Origin of the sequence: Bacillus sp. A260, from assembly GCF_009861435.1 — a bacterium.
Taxonomy (GTDB): domain Bacteria; phylum Bacillota; class Bacilli; order Bacillales; family Bacillaceae_G; genus Bacillus_A; species Bacillus_A cereus.
This window is the reverse complement of the sequence record NZ_CP046398.1, coordinates 706,134-725,000: the sequence shown is the minus strand read 5'-3', so window position 1 is coordinate 725,000 and position 18,867 is coordinate 706,134. Positions and strand designations below refer to the sequence as shown.

Below are 18,867 nucleotides of genomic sequence, written 5' to 3'. Positions count from 1 at the left end.
TTACCTATGGTATTAGCAGTTGTATATTCTATATTATCATCCTTAATCGTTGCACTAACAGTTGTTCCACTTATGGCTTTTTTACTACTCAAAAAAACAAAGCATCGAAAGCCAAGTTCTTCATCACGATATGTCGCTACATTAAAGTGGGCTCTTTCTCATAAATTCATTATTCTACTTACTGCATTTTTATTATTTGTAGGATCAATTGCAGCTTATATATTACTACCGAAAGCAAACATAAAATCTGAAGACGACACAATGTTATCTATTAACATGACATTTCCAGCCCATTATAATGCTGAATCTCAAAAACAAAAAGCATTTGATTTTGAAAAGAAATTACTTTCTAATTCAGATATAACAGACGTTATTTTACGAATGGGATCTAGCGCAGAAGATGCACAATGGGGGCAAACAACTAAAAATAACCTCGCTAGTATATTCGTAGTCTTTAAAAAAGGTTCTGATATTGATCAATATATTAAAGAGTTAAAAAAGGAACATAAAACTTTTGAGCCTGCTGAACTTGATTATATAAAAACAAGTTATTCAAGCTCTGGCGGCGGCAATAACTTACAATTTAACGTAACAGCTACTAACGAAGCGGATTTAAAAGAAGCGGCTACTATCGTTGAAACAAAACTAAAAAGCATGGATGATCTTTCTAAAGTAAAAACAAATTTAGAAGACTCTAAGAAAGAATGGCAAATTCATATTGATCAAACAAAGGCTGAACAACTAGGTTTAACACCAGAAATAGCTGCGCAACAAGTAGCATTCCTTATGAAGAAATCACCTATTGGCGAAATTACAATTAATAATGAAAAAGCTACTATTATGATAGAACACAAAAAAGAAAACATTAATAAACAAGAAGATATTTTAAATACAAACATACTATCACCTATTAATGGACCAATACCTTTAAAAGACATTGCAACTATTTCAGAAAAACAAACACAAACAGAAATTTTCCATAAAGACGGAAAAGAAACAATCCAAATTACAGCCGAAGCTTCAAATGAAGATTTGAGTAAAGTAAACACAGCAGTAAATAAAGCGATGACTGACTTAGATTTACCTGGTGGTGCAAAAGTAAATATCGCAGGAGCTACTGAATCTATGCAAGAGAATTTTACAGATTTATTCAAAATTATGGGGATTGCAATCGGGATTGTATATTTAATTATGGTTATCACCTTCGGGCAAGCACGTGCTCCTTTTGCAATCCTATTCTCCTTACCATTAGCTGCTGTCGGTGGTATTTTAGGATTAATCATTTCACGAACACCTGTTGATGTAAATTCCTTGATCGGCGCATTAATGTTAATCGGGATTGTTGTTACAAACGCTATTGTATTAATAGAAAGAGTCCAACAAAATCGGGAACATGGAATGGAAACTAGAGAAGCCTTACTTGAAGCAGGTTCTACTAGACTACGCCCAATTATTATGACAGCTATTACAACAATCGTTGCTATGCTCCCACTCCTATTTGGCCAATCCCAAGCAGGAAGTATGGTATCAAAAAGTTTAGCCGTCGTTGTCATCGGCGGTTTGGCAGTCTCAACTGCTCTTACATTAGTAGTCGTTCCAGTTATGTATGAACTACTAGATAAAATCGGGAGAAAAAGACGCTCCCGTAGGAAAATAAGCACTTCTACAGAAACACCTGATATTTAAAAACAAAAGGCGTTATCTTCACAAATGAAGATAACGCCTTTTCTCTATTTAGTCATATAATCCATCATTTTTTCCACATATTGCTCTATAGGTTTACTAGAATCCACAATAAGGTATTCATTATTTGAAGGTCTTTTACTACCATTTAACCACTTTTTAAAACCTACTTCCGATTCCACCTTTTCAATTTGACTGATCATACGCTTACGTGTTTGCAGTCTCCTATTAATCTCTTCCATATCATTAAGATAACACTCAATATATTTATATTTCACACCATGTTTATTTGATAGTTCAATCCCTTTTTCAACCATTCCCTCATATAAACACGGACTATCCAATATAACACTATGCCCTTGTTCTAAATAAGAATCAATCAATACCCATTCGGCATCATACGCAAGCCCACCAACAATCGTTGATTCAATTCCTTTTACTTTTAATGATTTTAACAACGCGGATTTCAAAACATCATGATCTATAATTACAGCACCTGTTAATTTCGCTATATACTTAGAAACTGTCGATTTTCCTGACCCAGGAAAACCTGACATTTGCAGAAAAAACAAATTAAAGCTCCTCTCTAAATTACATCTGTTCTTCTTTATAATTAATCACAAATTCAACAATCATTACATCCATTCCTTCTATATTAAAGTACAAAAGAACCCCCTACTTATAAATAGAGAGTTCTTCTTTATAATTTATGCCGCTTTTACCTTTTTCGTTGTTTTACTTTTTCTTTTCGTTCCTGTAAAGCGCTTGTGTAATATAGATGCTATCAAGCGTGAAATAACATTGAATAGTAATACCATAATAATTAATACAGCTGCAGATTTTGTCGCAATCAACTTCGCATCTGGAATAACTCCTTCAGAATTTAATTTCCAAATGTGAACCGCTAATGTTTCAGCTGGTCTAAATGGATTTAAAGGATGCGCAGGACTTGAGAAATCCGCTGCTGAATTTAAAATCGGGGATGTTAAACCCGCTGTGTAAATTAATGCTGCCGCTTCCCCAAATATACGACCCGCCGCTAAAATAATCCCTGTAATAATTTGTGGTAATGACGATGGGATAATAATACGAGCGATTGTTTGCCACTTCGTTGCACCTAATCCAAGACTTGCCTCTTTTACATTCTGAGGAACTTCTGAAATCGCATTTTCACAAACACGCGTTAAACCTGGTAAATTTAAAATAGTTAAAGCAAGAGCACCACCCATTACTGTGTATCCCCAACCTGTCATTGTAACGAACACTAACAAACCAAATAAACCAACAACAATAGAAGGTAAAGACGCCATCGTCTCTATACATAGACGAACAAAATTTAAAAAACGTCCTTGTTTTGCGTACTCCGCTAAATATATTCCAGCACCTAATCCAAGAGGAATAGATATAATAAGCGTTATAACAAGCATGTAGAAGGAATTGAATAACTGCGGACCAATCCCACCACCAGCTCTTGTATTGCTTGGTTCTCCAAACAAGAAATTAGGATCCCAAAATCCCCATCCCTTTTGTAAAATCTCAAATACTAAGAACACTAGCAAAGCTACAACTAAAGCCGCAACCGCATAAAAGATACCCGTCCAAACTTTATTTACCGTTCTTGCATTCATTATTATCGCTCACCTCTTTGCCCAATCGCTCGAATTACTAAAATAAACAGGAATGAAATAACAAGTAAAATCATCGCTAAAGTCCATAGCGCATTGTTCCAAGCAGTTCCGTTCAATGTATTCGTCATGTCCATTGTTAAAATACCAGTTAACGTCGCTGTCGGACTATATATTCCTTCTGGTAATTTAATCGTATTCCCGATTACCATTTGAACCGCTAACGCTTCACCGAAAGCACGCGCTAAGCCTAAAACAACACCTGTTAAAATCCCTTTTTTCGCAGCAGGAACAATCACTCGGCTAATCGCTTGCCATTTCGTTGATCCTAGACCATAAGAAGCTTCTAAATAATCAAATGGAACAGAACGTATTGCATCAGAAGCGATACTAGCAATAGTAGGTAAAATCATAATACTTAATACAACAATACCTGCAATTAAACTAAAGCCTACTCCCCCAAACGAATCACGTAATAGTGGTACTAAAATCGTAACACCTAATAATCCGTATACAACCGAAGGAATACCAACTAACAATTCTAGAACAGGCTTCAATACTTTATTTCCAAACTTTGGCGAAATTAAATTCATGAATATAGCAAGAGCTATAGCAATTGGTGCACTAATAATAACCGCACCTAACGAAACCACCGTTGAACCTACAATGAAAATTAAAGCCCCGAAGGATCCTTGATCAGCATTTGGATTCCATTTTGTCGATGTTAACATCTCAGTAAATGAGATACCACTTTGTGTAAAAGATTGAATACCTTTACCACAAATAAACGCAATAATAGCTAATGTAATTAAAACAATAAAAATACCACAAAACGTAACAAGTGATCTTCCTATATATTCACTTTTCACGTAATTAATTTGCTTTTTCCCCTTCATCACAGGACAGACCCCACTTCACAGATTGAAATGAACAGGACTGGCCTTGCAGCCAGCCCCATAAAATTTTATTACTTATTTAATTTAGACATTGGAATGTAGCCCATATCTTCTACTTGCTTTTCAAAATCTTTACCTTTTACATAATCGATATAAGCTTTCGTCGCTTCCTTCGCTTCACCTTTTGTTACCATATATTCGTAAGACCAGAATGGATATTTACCAGACGCGATGTTTTCAACTTTCGGTTCAGCACCATCAATTTTCACTGTTTGTAGTGCGCCTTTTTTCTCGCCCACCATGTAAGACATTGCTAAATAACTCACCGAACCAGGAGTAGAGTTAATCGCTTGCTCTACTGCACCGTTAGAATCTTGTGTTGTACCAGTTCCATCATTAATTTTCGCGTCTTTCATAATCGTTTTTTCAAATGTAGCACGTGTACCAGATGAAGCCGGACGATTAATTACATTGATTTTTTCATCTTTTCCGCCTACTTCTTTCCAGTTTGTTACTTTTCCAGTGAAGATATCTTGTACTTGTTGCATTGTTAAGTTATCAACTTTTACATCTTTATTTACGACAAGAGCGAATGCAATACCCGCTACCTTGTTATCTACTAATTCTTTCGCCTTTTCAGCATCTTTTATTTTATCTCCGGACGGAACATCTGAATTACCAATTTGTACTGCACCAGATGCTACTTGGTTAATCCCAGTTCCACTACCGCCACCTTGAACTTGAATAGAAACTTTTGAATTTTTCTCCATGAATTTCTTTCCAGCTTCCTCCGCAAGAGGTAGAAGAGCTGTAGAACCAGCCGCTGCAATCGTACCTGATAATTCTTGTTTTGTATTATCGCTTCCTTTAGCAGTGTCTTTACTAGTTGTATCTTCTGCTTTCCCACAACCAACTAATGCTCCTGCTACCACTAAAGCTGCTAAAGAAAATTTAATACCTTTTTTCATAACCATGTCTTGTACCCCCATTTGGATTATCACTTTTCGAATTCATTTTCTTTCGAACACAAATTCATTGTAGGACAACAATATTATGTGAGTGTTAAGCAATTTTTAATTTTAAGTAAATGACGATAATAATCCTTAAAAGCTAGAAATCCCAACATTTATAGTTAAATAACCAAACAAAAACCACACTAACTACACTGCAATGTAAATATATTCTTAACAATGTAAATTCAATGTAAATGTTTTTCTCTCTTTTTCCCTTTTCGTTAAAGTTACATTTACAATTCCGCTGTATTTTGTAATTTTCACACACCTAATTTATGCACATTAAAAATAATTTCAGTAATATTTTTTAGTACAACTAAATAAATTGGAACAATTCTAAAAATAAATGAATATTTTTAAAGTACTAATTGACAACATAATCCAATGTAGTCTACTATATTACTAACAAAAAGTTTACCTTAGGAAACTTTTTAAACTCAAACTAAAAATATAGAGATGAGGTAACTTTTATGGTATCGGCTAATATAAAACCACTTTCCGAATTTAAAATAGGAGAGTTTGTACAAATTGAGAAGATACAATTAGAAGGAACTATGAAACGACGCTTATTAGATTTGGGATTTATCCCGGGGGCGACGATTAAAGTATTGCAACGCAGTCCACTTGGAGATCCGGTCGCTTATCAAGTGAGTAACACAACTATTGCACTGCGTAAAGAAGAAAGCTCCCTTATTTTCGGGGTATTAATAGGAGATGATTTCAGATGAGCAAACATCGTATCGCTTTAGCTGGTAACCCGAATACAGGGAAAAGTACATTATTTAATACTTTAACAGGCTTAAAACAACATACTGGAAACTGGACGGGAAAAACTGTTTTAAAAGCTGAAGGAGAATATGAACATAACGGAAGTAATTATACATTAATAGATTTACCTGGAACCTACTCACTATACTCAAATTCCGCAGACGAAGAAGTAGCGAGGGATTATATTATATTTGAAAAACCAGAAGTAACTGTAGTTGTTATAGACGCAACTGCTATGGAAAGAAATTTAAATTTAGCACTTCAAGTGATGGAGATGACAAACAATGTAGTCATTTGCATTAACTTAATTGATGAAGCCGAGAAAAAAGGGATTGTTATCGATGAAAAGAAATTAGCAAAATCACTTGGTGTACCTGTCGTTAAAATTTCAGCACGTAACCGAGTAGGTATTGGTCATTTGCTAAATGTTATTGCAAAAGTAGCAAATAAAAAACTAATTCCAACACCAATTAAAATTACTTACAGCGAAAAAATCGAAAATATGATTCAGGAATTAGAACCACAAATTTATAAAGTGTTCGGTGATACGTATCCAGCACGTTGGATTGCGTTACGTATATTAGATGGAGATAAAAATTTCTTAACTACACTTCAAAAACACCATAATGAACCACTTGTAAGGGAGGTCGTAATTAATGGAATCTCACTCAGCCAGTAAAGCTCTTCCATTAGACTATATTATTCAACATGCACAAACACTTTCAAAAGAAGATATACGAGATGATATAGTCGGAGATATTTACCGAACATCTGCAAGCATATGTAAAGAATCTGTCCAATATACAAATACTGATAAATTATATCGTTCCGAAAAACTAGATAAAATTTTCACATCTCCAATCTGGGGATTCCCAATTATGCTCGGTATTTTATCTATTATTTTTTATCTTACAATTGCAGGCGCTAACGTACCATCTGATATGATTGCCGAATTCTTCGGATGGGCCGAAGGATATTTAACATCTTGGTTCCAAGCAGCGCATGCACCTGAATGGTTACATGGCATTTTAATACTTGGTTTGTTCCGTGGTATCGGTGCTGTTATTAGCGTTATGTTACCACCTATGGCAATCTTTTTCCCTATGTTCGCGCTATTAGAAAATTACGGATACTTACCACGTGTCGCGTTTAATATGGACCGCTTATTCAAACGATCCGGCGCACACGGGAAACAATCTTTAACAATGGCAATGGGATTTGGTTGTAATGCAGCAGCCATTATGTCAACACGTATCATTGAATCACCACGTGAACGTATGCTAGCAATTTTAACGAACAACTTCGTTCCTTGTAACGGTCGCTGGCCTATGTTAATTTTAATGGCTTCACTATTTATGGCTGCTGGTTATACAGGCAGTATGCAAACATTGGTTACTGCTGGCGTTGTAGTTGGAATGGTTGTACTTGGTGTTATTATGACATTAACTGTTTCTTGGGTACTATCAAAAACAGCCTTAAAAGGGGTTCCAACTCACTACACACTTGAGTTACCTCCGTACCGCAAGCCAAAAGTTTGGAATACAATTGTTCGCGCAACACTCGATAAATCAATCTACGTTTTAAAACGAGCTATAGTTGTTGCTGCCCCTGCGGCTGCATTAACTTGGTTACTTGCTAACATTTTTATTGGTGACACAAGCTTACTTATGTATTTTGTAAACTTCCTAGATCCATTTGCTAAAATGTTAGGACTTGACGGGTTTATTCTAGCTGCATTCATTCTTGGACTACCTGCTAATGAAATTGTAATCCCAATTTTATTAATGTCTTACTTATCAACTGGGGCTTTAACTGAAATAGATGATTTTAATCAAATTAAAAATCTATTCCTAGAAAATGGTTGGACTTGGTTAACAGCGTTAAACACAATGTTGTTCTCACTTCTTCATTTCCCGTGCGGAACAACACTGGTTAACATATACAAAGAAACAAAAAGTGCAAAATGGACATTCTTATCGTTTGCAATCCCTACCGTTATCGCCATTGTTGTTACATTCCTCTCTACACAATTGGTACATTGGTTAGGGCTTGTATAAAACAAAGCATACATAGAAGGCATCCCCCTTCACATATGCTTTGTCCGAAAGAAACCTGAAAATCATTCAGGTTTCTTTTTTTGTACATCAGTATTCCACGGCTGCGCTCCATACGTTGTGAGTTTTTTATGAATGAAATATATAGCCCCCGGCAGCACCGCCATTAATATCGTGCAACTAATTCCTAATCCAGTAAACAACTTTCATCACCTTATTTCACTCTTTTCGGTAAAGCTGAACCTGAATGTTCAATTGTTGGATGAACGTGAACAGTAATTTCAGCATTACTAAAGTAATTTTCGCCTTGATCCCAATTCTTACTTATTTTTGTCCATTCTTTATAATTATGTCTCTTATACACTTCCCCTAACTCTAATACATCTACCTTATATTTTTTTTGAACAAGCTTAATCGATTTTTGAATACGCTCCTCCATTTCTTCCGATATATCCTTCTCTAAACGTTTTTCATTCAAAACCTTTTTATGATCACTAAAGTGCAACTCAGCTATTGTACCTTCCAGAGATAAATGAATATTAAATTTCGGTTTTGTAGCATTCGTTGTGGATACTTTAATTTTTCGACGTAACTTATGAATTTCATATGTAATAAGTTGATCCTTTTTACGAATGGTAAAAAAACCTCCAATTTTTTTACCTATTATATAATTCATCCCTAATGTTTCTTCCCCACTCAAATTGCCTACACACTTATTATCCTTTCCACGAAACAATGCTGCACCGTTCATTTGTACCCCTTGTTTTGTTAGTTCAAGAATAGGTAATACAAAACTTCGGTTAGAGATCATCTTTTCCTGCACCTCACCAATTCTTGCAGCCTCAATCATTTGGGCATTTTTTGGAGGGTGTTCAGCTAACATATCAATATACTGCGCCGGTAAATTTTCAGGCTTGGCACTTTGTTTTAAAATAGCTTCGGCATTTTTATTAGAAACGAACAAACGAATATTTCTTCTCATCTCATGATCGCGAATATATACATCTAACGTATTTTGCAAAATGTATGGATGTGAAAGTAATTCTTCAGAGAAAATAATCACTTGTATATGAGGGAAAAATAATGTACGACTAATTTTTTTGGCGATTATTCTTATTTGTTCAAATACACTATCTGCTTTTGCACTAACATTAATATAATTTTCGCTATCCCCACCCCCTTGTCCACCCTGTTGAGACAATTTACTAGGGAGTACCATCTGATAGGTTCCTTTCATAATTGGATTCGCTTTCTTCTCCTTTACGATATCGTAAGCCGCTCCTACTACAAATCCTCTTTCTTCTATCTCTTCTAACTCAGAACACCCACTCATAAATCCAGTTAAAGCCATAACCATTATAATTTTAAGAAGGTGTTTCATTTCCACCATTCCTTCTTTTTATTTTATATACAATTAAAACGAGCAAAGGCGCTAACACAACAAACCCCATATCTATCCAAGCTAAATAAGTCCCATAACTTGATAAAGCATTTAAACTACTAGGTATCATATTCACCATAAAAATAATAGGGGCACTTACGAAAATAAAAATATGTTTCTTCACTTTCGGAAACATAGCACAAAACAATAAAGATGCGACATCATAATACATTGCTGTAGTGTTATAAATAGTAATAATCCAAGTCGTAAAAAAAATCGCATCAAACCTTTCTAAAAATCCTCCACCAATTTCAATTTCTTTCCCTAATTCAATTGTTGGATATGTCAATCCACGTGTTGTCATATAAGTAAAAACACTAATACAAGTTACATAAATTAAAATGTATGACAGCACGTTTACCATCACCGCTTTCGCGACTGCCATTGGCGCTTTTTTCGCTGTCTTATCATTCAGCAAAACCGCATAAAATAACGCTACTTCAAATCCAATAAACGTAAAAATAGAATTTTTAACTCCAACAGCATATTGACTTACTTTCGTTTGAAAAGCTGGTAGTAAATTATTTATTTCCATTAAATTTATATTCAATAAAGAAAGAAGTACTATCGCAATTAAAACAATAGGTAAGAATAAAACATTTAACCTTAATAAGGCTGCTCTTGATCCTGCTATTCCATAAATAACAACTAATAAGAAGAAGAAAGACAGTAGTTGTATTGGTGTATCACTAAATAAATACGTTTGAGAAATAACTGAAATCATTCGCGATTCATATGCTGTCAAAGCAGCAAACGTTAATACTAAAATACTACTAATTGTGTATGCAACAGGCTTCGTCAAATGCGCACTCGTATATTGAACAAAATTTTGTTTTGGAAATAAGATAGCCACTCTCGTCACAAACCAACCTAAAACCGCGCAGATCAATCCACCCAAAAGCAAGATAATCCAACCGTCCGAAAATAAAGTTTGGTTAGCGATATCTCTTGGCATAGACAATGCCCCTATACCAATAATGGTCGATGATACCGCAAACCCAATTTCACGAGATCCAATCTCTTCATCGCCATACTCAAATGGTTTCACTTATTTTCGCTCCTTTGGACGTATTGTAGAATCTTTTGTTTGTAAGTACTCTGGTCTATCTTTCAACATCGATTTTGGCATGCGAATAAATTCTTCTTTCCAATCTTTATAAAATGCAGGAGCAATTGGAGTTGTATACGGTATACCAACACTTGTTAAATTTGTAATATGAATAGCAAGTGCGATCAGAGCTAGAATGATCCCATACAGCCCAAAAGCCGTTGCAGCTAATACAAAGACGAAAAGTAAAATTCGGAACGTAATCGTAATACTATATACAGGAAGCGAAAACGTAGCAATCGCAGTAACTGCAATAATAATAACTAAAAACGGATTTACAATCCCTGCATTTACCGCAGCTTCTCCAATTACAAGACCTCCTACAATCCCTATCGTTTGTCCCATCGGTTTCGGCAATCGGATTCCAGCTTCTCGTATTAATTCCATAGTCAAGGCCATCATTAACGTTTCAATATATGCAGGAAACGGAACACCTTCCCTCGCACCTGCAATTGAATAAGCCAGTTTAGAAGGAATAAGTCCTTGATGATAAGATACAAGTGCTACATACATAGCTGGTAACAAAACCGCAATTATGCCTGAACCCATACGTAAAAATCTTAATAACGTTCCAATCACCCAGCGCTCGTAATGATCTTCTACAGATTGAAAAATATCAACAAACACAAGTGGTGCAATAAGAGCAAACGGGGATCCGTCTACTAAAATGGCTGCCTTCCCTTTCGCTAATGAGGCTATAATATTATCAGGCCTCTCTGTATTCAAAAACTGTGGAAATGGGGATAAATTATTATCCTGAATTAATTGTTCAATCGTACCTGTTTCCAAAACGACATCTGTCACTATTGATTGAAGACGGCGATCTAACTCTTTTACAATGTGAGGATTAATAATATCTTCTATATATACTAGGGTTACTTCTTTCTGCGATCGCTTCCCCATAATATAAGATTGGAACCTCAACTTTGGATCGCGTAAACTGCGTCGGATTAACATTTTATTCACATTAATATCTTCATTTAATCCAACTCTCGGTCCGCGTATTAAATCTTCTGTCACTGGTGGTTCTAAACTTCGCTTCTCCCAGGCCCTACTATTAATAACGATAGCGGTTTGAATATTATCAATTAATATAACTGTATCTCCCGCTAATATCGCATTCATAATATCTGGAAACTTCGTCTTTACACCCACTTCTGCGATAGAAATAAAACGATCCAATAACGTTTGAACAACAGCTTCCTCATTTATAATTTCTTCGTATTGCAGTGTGCGAATGACATATTTATAAACATTATCCTTATCTGTCAATCCACATAAAAACACAACCGCACAACGTGTAAAACTCCCAGCAAGAGCAACTTCTCTAATTGTTAAATCATTAGGCGAACCTAACTCATCCCTAATTTCTTTCATAACTTCAAATAAGTTACCTTCAAGCTCTAACAATTTCCCCACCTAACTTCCTTTTCAACAAGTTTTTAGTTAGATTCCGCTAATTGAAGAAAATATATACAAAAAAGAGCTATCTCTTTTCAAAGATAGCTCTAATAAAGTAAAACTTTAATCAACCCTCACCAATCGGGCTTTTACAGGCAGCAGGGCCCCCACCTAACTTCTTTGCTTCCGCTGAATTTTGAGGTGGGGGTCTCACTGCCCGTTAATGCAGGATAAACGAATTACTTTTCTACTATTATAGTGTTTTTCTTTATAAATACACCTTTTGTAAATCCACTAACTACAAACATCACAATTATATTAATCAACAATGCGACTATACCTACATTCAAATCTTTTATATACTGCGGGAAACTCGGAAACATCGTGGCTATAGTTGAACCAGATAAGGTAATATATGCGACCACTAATAGCCCAACTCCCATTCCTGCAATCGCCCCTTGCTTCGTAATAATTTGACGTGGAAACAAGCTACATACAAGTGCAGGGAAAAGTTGTGTAACGATACTGTATCCCATTAATAGAAGTGCTCCTATTGTTTCTCCTCCTTTAAATGTAAATAAAACTGCCACGAGCGTTACTACAGGCACAAATAATTTTGCCATCTTAGCAACTTGTCTATCTGAAGCAGACGGGACTATCGTTCGGTAAATATTTTTTGCTAACAGTGTAGAAGCCGCCATAACAAGCATAGACCCTGGAACTAATGCCGTTAATACTCCCGCACTACCAATAATTCCAATAAACCAAGGATCAAAAGTTTGTAAAGCAAGACGGAATAACGAAAGATCTACATCCGCTCCCTTTAACCCAGGAACTTGCAATATAGCAGCAAATCCTGCAAAAAATACGAAAAGTAAAACTAAAGAATACAATGGCATAATTGCTGCATTTTTACGAAATACTTTTTCATTTTTTGCAGAAAAAGCAGAAGCAAATGTATGAGGCCACATATAAAAACCGAGGGCCGTTAATATAATAGTAGAAACAAACCAAGAAATACTCATTCCTTCTTCAGGTAAAGATAAAAATCCCGGTTTCGCTGCCTCTACAGCCTCAAACATCGGCTGAAATCCTCCATAATAATGATACGGCAAATATATACCTAAAAACATAACGATAAACAGTATCATAATATCCTTCAAAGCAGCCGTCCAAGCCGAACCATGTATACCTGAAACCATTACATATATAGTTATAACAATAGCACCGATCCATACTGCAACAACAGGTGACACCCTTCCGTAAGAAGCTTCTGAAACGATAATTCCCAGTCCTTTTAACTGTAAAACAAGATATGGGATAATGGAAACAACACCAACAATCGAAACAATAAGTCCAAGCGCTTTACTTCTATATTTCTTCGCAAAAAAATCTGACTGTGAAACAAGGTTATGCTCTTTCGCATACTTCCAAATGGGTGGCAATAAAAAATACGATAAAAGATAAGCTAAAGCACCATATCCCAAAATATAAAAGGTAGGTGCTCCTTTACTATACGCCCAGCCGCTTCCCCCTAAAAATGTAAACGTCGTATAAATTTCACCTGCCATAAGGAGAAAAACAAAAATAGTGCCAAATCCTCTTCCTCCAACTGACCATTGTTCTAAATTCATATCTTTTCCATGTTGTGCCCGAACCCCTAAAAATAGTGCGAGAAACAAAAATAAAATAATGATAAGTAATGCAGTCATTTTACATCCTCCTTATTAGCAGGATCAAACACGTACACAAGCCCCATACAAAAAGATGTAATAAACACTGATAATAATACCCAAAATAATAAAAATGGCATCCCTAATACGTAAGGAGTAACTGAATTCGCAAATATTGGCCCAACTACTAAACAAAGAACTGGGATAAGCGCTAGAATGTGTATTTTCTTCATCTCATTCTCCTTTACTTATAAAGTTCATAATGGCTGATACAAAGACTTCCACTCCAATCGGTAATGCATCTTCGTCAATCGTAAAACGAGGGTGATGGTGAGGATATATAATACCTTTCTCTTTATTTCCCGCTCCGATAAAAAAGAATGTCCCCGGTGCCTTTTGTAAAAACGCTGAAAAATCTTCTCCAGCCATCGTCGGCTGTAAACGAACAACTCTATCCCTTCCATAAAGTTGTAATGCCGTTTGTTCAATAAGCTCTGTAGCTTCATAATCATTTACAACTGGTCGATATCCATATTCATATGAAAATGTATATTTTGCTCCGTAAGATTCCGTAATATGCTTCACAATCCGCTCAATCTTCTTCTCTGTTTCACCTCGTAATTCATGTCTTAAACTTCTTACTGTCCCTTCAATCTCAGCTTGCTCTGGTATTACATTATGAGTTGTCCCAGCATGAAATTGCGTAACAGATATTACGAGAGAATCTAATGGATTCGTGAGGCGAGATACAATTTGCTGAAGTTGCGAAACGACTTGTGTTCCGATTGCAATACTATCCACCGTTTCATGAGGGATTCCAGCATGTCCACCTTTTCCCTCTATCTTAATTTTAAAAACATCCGGTGCAGCCATTGCAGGACCATAAATAACACCTATTTTCCCAACCTCTAACGACGCCCAAAGGTGAGCACCAATAATATAATCCACACCTTCCATTACACCTGCAGCAACCATCTCCTCTGCACCACCAGGAAAATTCTCTTCAGCATGTTGGAATAGAAAACGAATCTCCCCTTTAATCTTCTCTCTTTCTTCTACCAACTTATGTACAACCCCAAGTAATATCGCTATATGTCCATCATGACCACATGCATGCATTACACCTTTATATGTAGAAATAAAATCAAACTCATTTTCTTCATGAATAGGAAGAGCATCCATATCGGCTCGAATCGCAACTGTTTTGCCCGGATGTTTACCTACTAGCTTTGCCATCACACTATATTTAGTCGGCCGTGACACTTCTAAATATGGGAATTTCCGAAGTATATCGAACACAAACTGCGATGTTTTCTCTTCTTGAAAAGATAACTCTGGATACTTATGAAAATGCCTTCTCCACTCAACTAACTGATTTTTTGACAAAACAAGTTCCTTTGCAACATCCATTTCTCTTCTCCCCTTCTTCACCAAGTTAAATGTTATTATAACGTGAATCGTTAACTTTTAAAAGAATCTTCTGAATTTTCAGTGTTAATAAACCAAAAAGAAAAAGCCATCCCAAAGATGACTTTTTCATTATTATAAAATAGTAATTGCTTGTTTTCCCATTTGCTCCCAAGCTTTCTCAAATTCTGTTCGCGGAACAGCCAAACGTGGATTATTTTTAAGAGGATCATTTACATATACAAAGTTTTGATCATATCCAATTACTACTGCACTATGCTCATAATATGTAATTTTCACTTCGCCTGAACTCGTATTCCATGTTTCAAAACTACTTTCAGCTAGCGGCTTAAACGTCGTATTAATAATGACCCATACCGGAGAGCCAGAACTAATTACTTTATATATATCTTGCATGTCTCTACCTGTTAAATTAATTACTTTTTCAGGAACATATTTTTCTGCTAAATCAAAGATTGGTTTATTGTATACACCATATCCAGGCTCTGCCTTTGTATAAATATTTCCCACAAATCCCTCGTAAGGATTTCCACGCAAACCATTTTGTTCAAATGGAACACGATGAATTTCGCTAGCAAGTTGCATCTTATCTACTTGTACACCTTTATATTGCAGCAACATAGCTAAACTTGTCACTTCACACCCTCTAGGCAATTCTGGTAATTGTTTAATAAACGGAACATCTTCAATCATAGCTGCTTCTTTCATTTCAGATAGAAACTCTAAGCGTAGAACTTGCGCCTTTTGCATGATTTTATCTTTTCCTATAAAAAATGCAGCAGCAAGTATAATCCCAAAAACAAAAAGATATTTTAACTTTTTCATTATAAACAAAACTCCATTAATTATTATTTTACAGATACACCTCTTATCATTGTACCCTTCTTCTTACTAGTTTGCTAGAAAGATCATGTGAATTATCGCTCATAGAATTAATTATAAAAATTCTAATTATTTTTAATAAAAAGAAAAATAAATATACATTTACAGAATATTTTGCTAAAATCAAAATTGTTAACATAGTGAAGATATCACCATGTTAACAAACATTCTTAGAGTATTTAGTCATAGTTCGTTTTTTTACATACTCCATTCATTTCATAGCAAATAAACCGAGTGTGTGTTGCATCCCCCACTAATGATTAAAAACTCAGAATAAAACGAAGTTCACACATTCAAGAAAATACGGGGTGAGGGGCATATGAATCAACAAATTGAACAAACAGATTTAAAACGAACAATGAAAAGTAGACACCTATTTATGATTGCACTCGGCGGTGTTATCGGAACCGGGTTATTTATGGGATCTGGTCAAATTGTCCATAATGCCGGACCTGGCGGTGCTATTCTCGCATTTTTAGTCGGTGGATTTGTTATGTATTTAACGATGTTATGTCTTGGTGAATTATCCGTCGCTATGCCAGAAGCAGGTTCATTCCAAAGTTATGCAAGCAAATTCATTTCACCTGGTTTTGGATTTGTTGTCGGTTGGATGTATTGGTTAAATTGGGCTGTTACAGTTGGCGTAGAGTTAACAACTGTAAGTATTTTAATGAAACGCTGGTTTCCAGACGTTTCTTCCTGGATTTGGTGCGTTACATTTGCAGCAGCACTCTTCCTCGTAAACGCTTTATCAGCAAAAGCATATGCAGAAGCAGAGTTTTGGTTCGCAAGTGTAAAAGTCGCAACAATTGTTATTTTCATCGTACTTGGCGGCGCTGTTATGTTCGGTCTACTAGACTTTAATGGAAAGCCAGCTCCAATGCTTCATAATTTCACTGAAAATGGCGGGCTATTTCCAAATGGTGCATTAGCTGTTCTTCTTACGATGATTACAGTAAATTACTCCTTCCAAGGAACAGAATTAATCGGAATCGCTTCAGGCGAAAGTGAAAATCCTGAAAAAACAATTCCAAAAGCAATTAAAAACACAATTTGGCGAACTCTCTTCTTCTTCGTCTTAGCGATATCAGTTGTTGTAGGTTTACTCCCATGGCAAGAGGCTAATCTAGTCGAAAGTCCCTTTGTACTTGTATTTGATGTAGCCGGTGTCCCATATGCAGCAGACATTATGAACTTTGTTATTATTACAGCTGTATTATCCGTTGCTAACTCTGGTCTCTACGCAAATTCTCGTATGCTGTGGGCGATGGCAAAACAAGGAATGGCAAGTCCAGCATTTACGAAATTAACTAAAAAAGGTGTACCGCTAAATGCATTAATTTTCAGCCTAATTTTCGCTAGCCTGTCCTTACTAACAAGTGTATTTGCGGCAGATACTGTCTTTCTAGTTTTAACATCTATTGCAGCAATGGCTGCCGTTGTCGTTTGGATGTCAATCGCCGCTTCACAGTTTTTCTTCCGTAGAAATTTCGTGAAAAACGGTGGCAACATAAATGATTTAAAATATCGTACACCGCTCTATCCACTAGTTCCAATCGTAGCGTTTTCGCTGAATTTCATTACATTTGTTAGTTTGGCTTTCATTCCAGATCAAAGAATTGCTCTTTATTGTGGCATTCCATTTATGATTATTTGTTACATTTTATATCAAGTTAAATATAAAAAAATTGTCACACTTGAACAGCCACGAACTGTCATACGAGAAATAAACTAAATATACAAAATATTCAGCTATCTTTCTTATGATAAGATAGCTTTTTTCTATTTCTTGGATATCCTGGTATAACTTTATTTATCTTAAAATTTTCACAATCACGTTTTTCTCTGGAAAATAGTTTACAATGTAATCAAGTTACAAATGATATTCACCTTAAAAAGTGTGCATTTGTGTCTATTTTTTAACAATATATCAAAAACTATTGCCTTCTATAAATTAATAGGTTTATATTGTTTTATTGGCATAGTTTCAATCCAAGGAGAAAGGAGATTTTCAATCGTGCAACTAAAGAAAGCGTTTTGGAAGTTGGCTTCGCTTCTTCCGTTATCATTACTTCTGTTCCTCGGTGGCTGTGATAAAAAACTCGCAGTATTAAATCCGCAAGGACCTGTTGCAAAAGCACAGTATGATTTAATTGTTTGGTCATTCTTGCTTATGTCATTAATTATCGCAATTGTATTCATTCTGTTTACAGTCATCTTGATTCGTTATCGTGAAAAACCAGAGAATATGGACTATGAGCCACCTGAACAACACGGTAACACATTACTAGAAATTATTTGGACGCTTGTTCCTGTTATTATCGTTATCGCATTATCGATTCCAACAGTAAAAGCAACTTATGCTTCGGAAGAGGTTCCGAAAGAGTCCAAACATATTAAACCAGTTGAAATTTATGTTACATCTGCAAACTGGAAATGGTTATTCAGTTACCCAGAGGAAAAAATTGAAACCGTTAACTATTTAAACATCCCAGCTGGTGTACCAATTCAATTCAAACTGACTTCTGTCGGCCCAATGAATGCTTTCTGGGTACCAGAACTTGGTGGTATGAAGTACACAATGGATGGCATGATTATGGATCTTTATTTACAAGCTGATAAGCCAGGTTCTTACCTAGGCCGTAGTGCGAACTTCTCTGGTGAAGGATTCACACACATGGAGTTCGAAGTTGAAGCAAAAACTAAAGAGAAATATGACAAGTGGGTTAAAGAAGTACAAGAAACTGCTCCTAAACTAACAGAAGCTAAGTACAACGAAATTGTTAAACCTGGTGTAGTTGGTCGTATGACATTCTCTAGTCACCACTTAAGTTATGTAGATCCAAAATCACTTGAATATTGTGATTACAACTACTACAAAAACAAAAAATAATA

The 18,867-nt window shown here is 35.6% G+C and carries 18 protein-coding genes (1 of these 18 cut by a window edge); 6 read left to right on the top strand and 12 right to left on the bottom strand.

Annotation, left to right across the window (positions count from 1 at the left end; all coding sequences use genetic code 11):
- Positions 1-1,686: the 3' portion of an efflux RND transporter permease subunit gene (locus tag GD442_RS03620; protein ID WP_000375549.1), read on the top strand. 1,359 nt of this gene lie to the left of the window's left edge; the window shows 1,686 of its 3,045 coding nt (coding positions 1,360-3,045); the start codon falls outside the window, past its left edge; the stop codon is at positions 1,684-1,686.
- A 44-nt stretch (positions 1,687-1,730) separates the two neighbouring features.
- On the opposite strand, the gene GD442_RS03615 is transcribed toward GD442_RS03620, so the two are convergent.
- The 4 genes from GD442_RS03615 to GD442_RS03600 all read right to left on the bottom strand — a co-directional run bounded on the left by GD442_RS03615 (position 1,731) and on the right by GD442_RS03600 (position 5,178).
- Complete coding sequence (locus GD442_RS03615; RefSeq protein ID WP_000465755.1) at positions 1,731-2,255, bottom strand: P-loop nucleotide/nucleoside kinase family protein; 525 nt, start codon at positions 2,253-2,255, stop codon at positions 1,731-1,733.
- A gap of 135 nt (positions 2,256-2,390) precedes the next feature.
- On the bottom strand, positions 2,391-3,311 hold the full coding sequence (gene pstA, locus GD442_RS03610; protein ID WP_000994141.1) for a phosphate ABC transporter permease PstA: 921 nt from the start codon (positions 3,309-3,311) through the stop codon (positions 2,391-2,393).
- A 2-nt stretch (positions 3,312-3,313) separates the two neighbouring features.
- Positions 3,314-4,204 (bottom strand): phosphate ABC transporter permease subunit PstC, encoded by an 891-nt coding sequence (pstC, locus tag GD442_RS03605; RefSeq protein WP_000676676.1) that lies wholly within the window; start codon positions 4,202-4,204, stop codon positions 3,314-3,316.
- Between the two features lie 71 nt (positions 4,205-4,275).
- Complete coding sequence (locus GD442_RS03600; RefSeq protein ID WP_000245108.1) at positions 4,276-5,178, bottom strand: phosphate ABC transporter substrate-binding protein PstS family protein; 903 nt, start codon at positions 5,176-5,178, stop codon at positions 4,276-4,278.
- A gap of 509 nt (positions 5,179-5,687) precedes the next feature.
- On the opposite strand from GD442_RS03600, the gene GD442_RS03595 reads away from it, so the two are divergent.
- The 3 genes from GD442_RS03595 to GD442_RS03585 are packed head-to-tail and all read left to right on the top strand — an operon-like array spanning position 5,688 to position 8,042.
- A complete protein-coding gene (locus GD442_RS03595) occupies positions 5,688-5,945 on the top strand; it encodes a FeoA family protein (protein ID WP_000252982.1) in 258 nt (85 codons plus the stop codon).
- Positions 5,942-6,664 carry a FeoB small GTPase domain-containing protein gene (locus GD442_RS03590; RefSeq protein ID WP_000033865.1) on the top strand — a complete coding sequence of 241 codons (723 nt, stop codon included), beginning with the start codon at positions 5,942-5,944 and terminating at the stop codon, positions 6,662-6,664. Before GD442_RS03595 ends, GD442_RS03590 begins: the two co-directional genes overlap by 4 nt.
- Positions 6,642-8,042 carry a nucleoside recognition domain-containing protein gene (locus tag GD442_RS03585; RefSeq protein ID WP_000443605.1) on the top strand — a complete coding sequence of 467 codons (1,401 nt, stop codon included), beginning with the start codon at positions 6,642-6,644 and terminating at the stop codon, positions 8,040-8,042. Before GD442_RS03590 ends, GD442_RS03585 begins: the two co-directional genes overlap by 23 nt.
- A 62-nt stretch (positions 8,043-8,104) precedes the next feature.
- Here the strand turns inward: GD442_RS03585 and GD442_RS27585 are convergent, their stop codons facing one another.
- From GD442_RS27585 to GD442_RS03550, 8 genes are all read right to left on the bottom strand, one after another.
- Positions 8,105-8,242 (bottom strand): hypothetical protein, encoded by a 138-nt coding sequence (locus GD442_RS27585; protein WP_000493991.1) that lies wholly within the window; start codon positions 8,240-8,242, stop codon positions 8,105-8,107.
- A gap of 11 nt (positions 8,243-8,253) precedes the next feature.
- Positions 8,254-9,420, bottom strand: a complete 1,167-nt coding sequence (gene gerLC, locus GD442_RS03580; RefSeq protein WP_000681629.1) for a spore germination protein GerLC — start codon at positions 9,418-9,420, stop codon at positions 8,254-8,256.
- Positions 9,404-10,528, bottom strand: coding sequence for a spore germination protein GerLB (gene gerLB, locus GD442_RS03575; RefSeq protein ID WP_000802005.1), 1,125 nt, complete (start codon positions 10,526-10,528; stop codon positions 9,404-9,406). The genes gerLC and gerLB overlap by 17 nt, the downstream gene beginning before the upstream one ends.
- On the bottom strand, positions 10,529-12,007 hold the full coding sequence (gerLA, locus tag GD442_RS03570; protein WP_002023287.1) for a spore germination protein GerLA: 1,479 nt from the start codon (positions 12,005-12,007) through the stop codon (positions 10,529-10,531).
- Positions 12,008-12,228: 221 nt separating this feature from the next.
- Complete coding sequence (locus tag GD442_RS03565) at positions 12,229-13,701, bottom strand: sodium:solute symporter family protein (protein WP_063225511.1); 1,473 nt, start codon at positions 13,699-13,701, stop codon at positions 12,229-12,231.
- Entirely contained in the window at positions 13,698-13,895 is a 198-nt protein-coding gene (locus GD442_RS03560; RefSeq protein ID WP_000719833.1) for a DUF3311 domain-containing protein, read from the bottom strand. The genes GD442_RS03565 and GD442_RS03560 overlap by 4 nt, the downstream gene beginning before the upstream one ends.
- A gap of 1 nt (position 13,896) precedes the next feature.
- Positions 13,897-15,072: an amidohydrolase gene (locus GD442_RS03555; RefSeq protein WP_000382128.1), complete on the bottom strand. Its 1,176-nt coding sequence runs from the start codon at positions 15,070-15,072 to the stop codon at positions 13,897-13,899.
- 132 nt (positions 15,073-15,204) lie between these two features.
- Entirely contained in the window at positions 15,205-15,915 is a 711-nt protein-coding gene (locus GD442_RS03550) for a C39 family peptidase (RefSeq protein ID WP_000734490.1), read from the bottom strand.
- 376 nt (positions 15,916-16,291) lie between these two features.
- Here GD442_RS03550 and GD442_RS03545 point away from each other — a divergent pair, with 376 nt between their 5' ends.
- Complete coding sequence (locus GD442_RS03545) at positions 16,292-17,707, top strand: amino acid permease (RefSeq protein ID WP_001075759.1); 1,416 nt, start codon at positions 16,292-16,294, stop codon at positions 17,705-17,707.
- A gap of 282 nt (positions 17,708-17,989) precedes the next feature.
- Positions 17,990-18,865 carry a cytochrome aa3 quinol oxidase subunit II gene (locus GD442_RS03540; RefSeq protein WP_001176165.1) on the top strand — a complete coding sequence of 292 codons (876 nt, stop codon included), beginning with the start codon at positions 17,990-17,992 and terminating at the stop codon, positions 18,863-18,865.
- Positions 18,866-18,867: the final 2 nt, after the last annotated feature.

Bases quoted from the DNA above. Each gene is read 5' to 3' on its own strand.
- pstA (WP_000994141.1), bottom strand. From the start codon at position 3,311: ATGAATGCAAGAACGGTAAATAAAGTTTGGACGGGTATCTTTTATGCG.
- pstC (WP_000676676.1), bottom strand. From the start codon at position 4,204: ATGAAGGGGAAAAAGCAAATTAATTACGTGAAAAGTGAATATATAGGA.
- GD442_RS03600 (WP_000245108.1), bottom strand. From the start codon at position 5,178: ATGGTTATGAAAAAAGGTATTAAATTTTCTTTAGCAGCTTTAGTGGTA.
- GD442_RS03595 (WP_000252982.1), top strand. From the start codon at position 5,688: ATGGTATCGGCTAATATAAAACCACTTTCCGAATTTAAAATAGGAGAG.
- GD442_RS03590 (WP_000033865.1), top strand. From the start codon at position 5,942: ATGAGCAAACATCGTATCGCTTTAGCTGGTAACCCGAATACAGGGAAA.
- GD442_RS03585 (WP_000443605.1), top strand. From the start codon at position 6,642: ATGGAATCTCACTCAGCCAGTAAAGCTCTTCCATTAGACTATATTATT.
- gerLC (WP_000681629.1), bottom strand. From the start codon at position 9,420: ATGAAACACCTTCTTAAAATTATAATGGTTATGGCTTTAACTGGATTT.
- GD442_RS03565 (WP_063225511.1), bottom strand. From the start codon at position 13,701: ATGACTGCATTACTTATCATTATTTTATTTTTGTTTCTCGCACTATTT.
- GD442_RS03560 (WP_000719833.1), bottom strand. From the start codon at position 13,895: ATGAAGAAAATACACATTCTAGCGCTTATCCCAGTTCTTTGTTTAGTA.
- GD442_RS03555 (WP_000382128.1), bottom strand. From the start codon at position 15,072: ATGGATGTTGCAAAGGAACTTGTTTTGTCAAAAAATCAGTTAGTTGAG.
- GD442_RS03550 (WP_000734490.1), bottom strand. From the start codon at position 15,915: ATGAAAAAGTTAAAATATCTTTTTGTTTTTGGGATTATACTTGCTGCT.
- GD442_RS03545 (WP_001075759.1), top strand. From the start codon at position 16,292: ATGAATCAACAAATTGAACAAACAGATTTAAAACGAACAATGAAAAGT.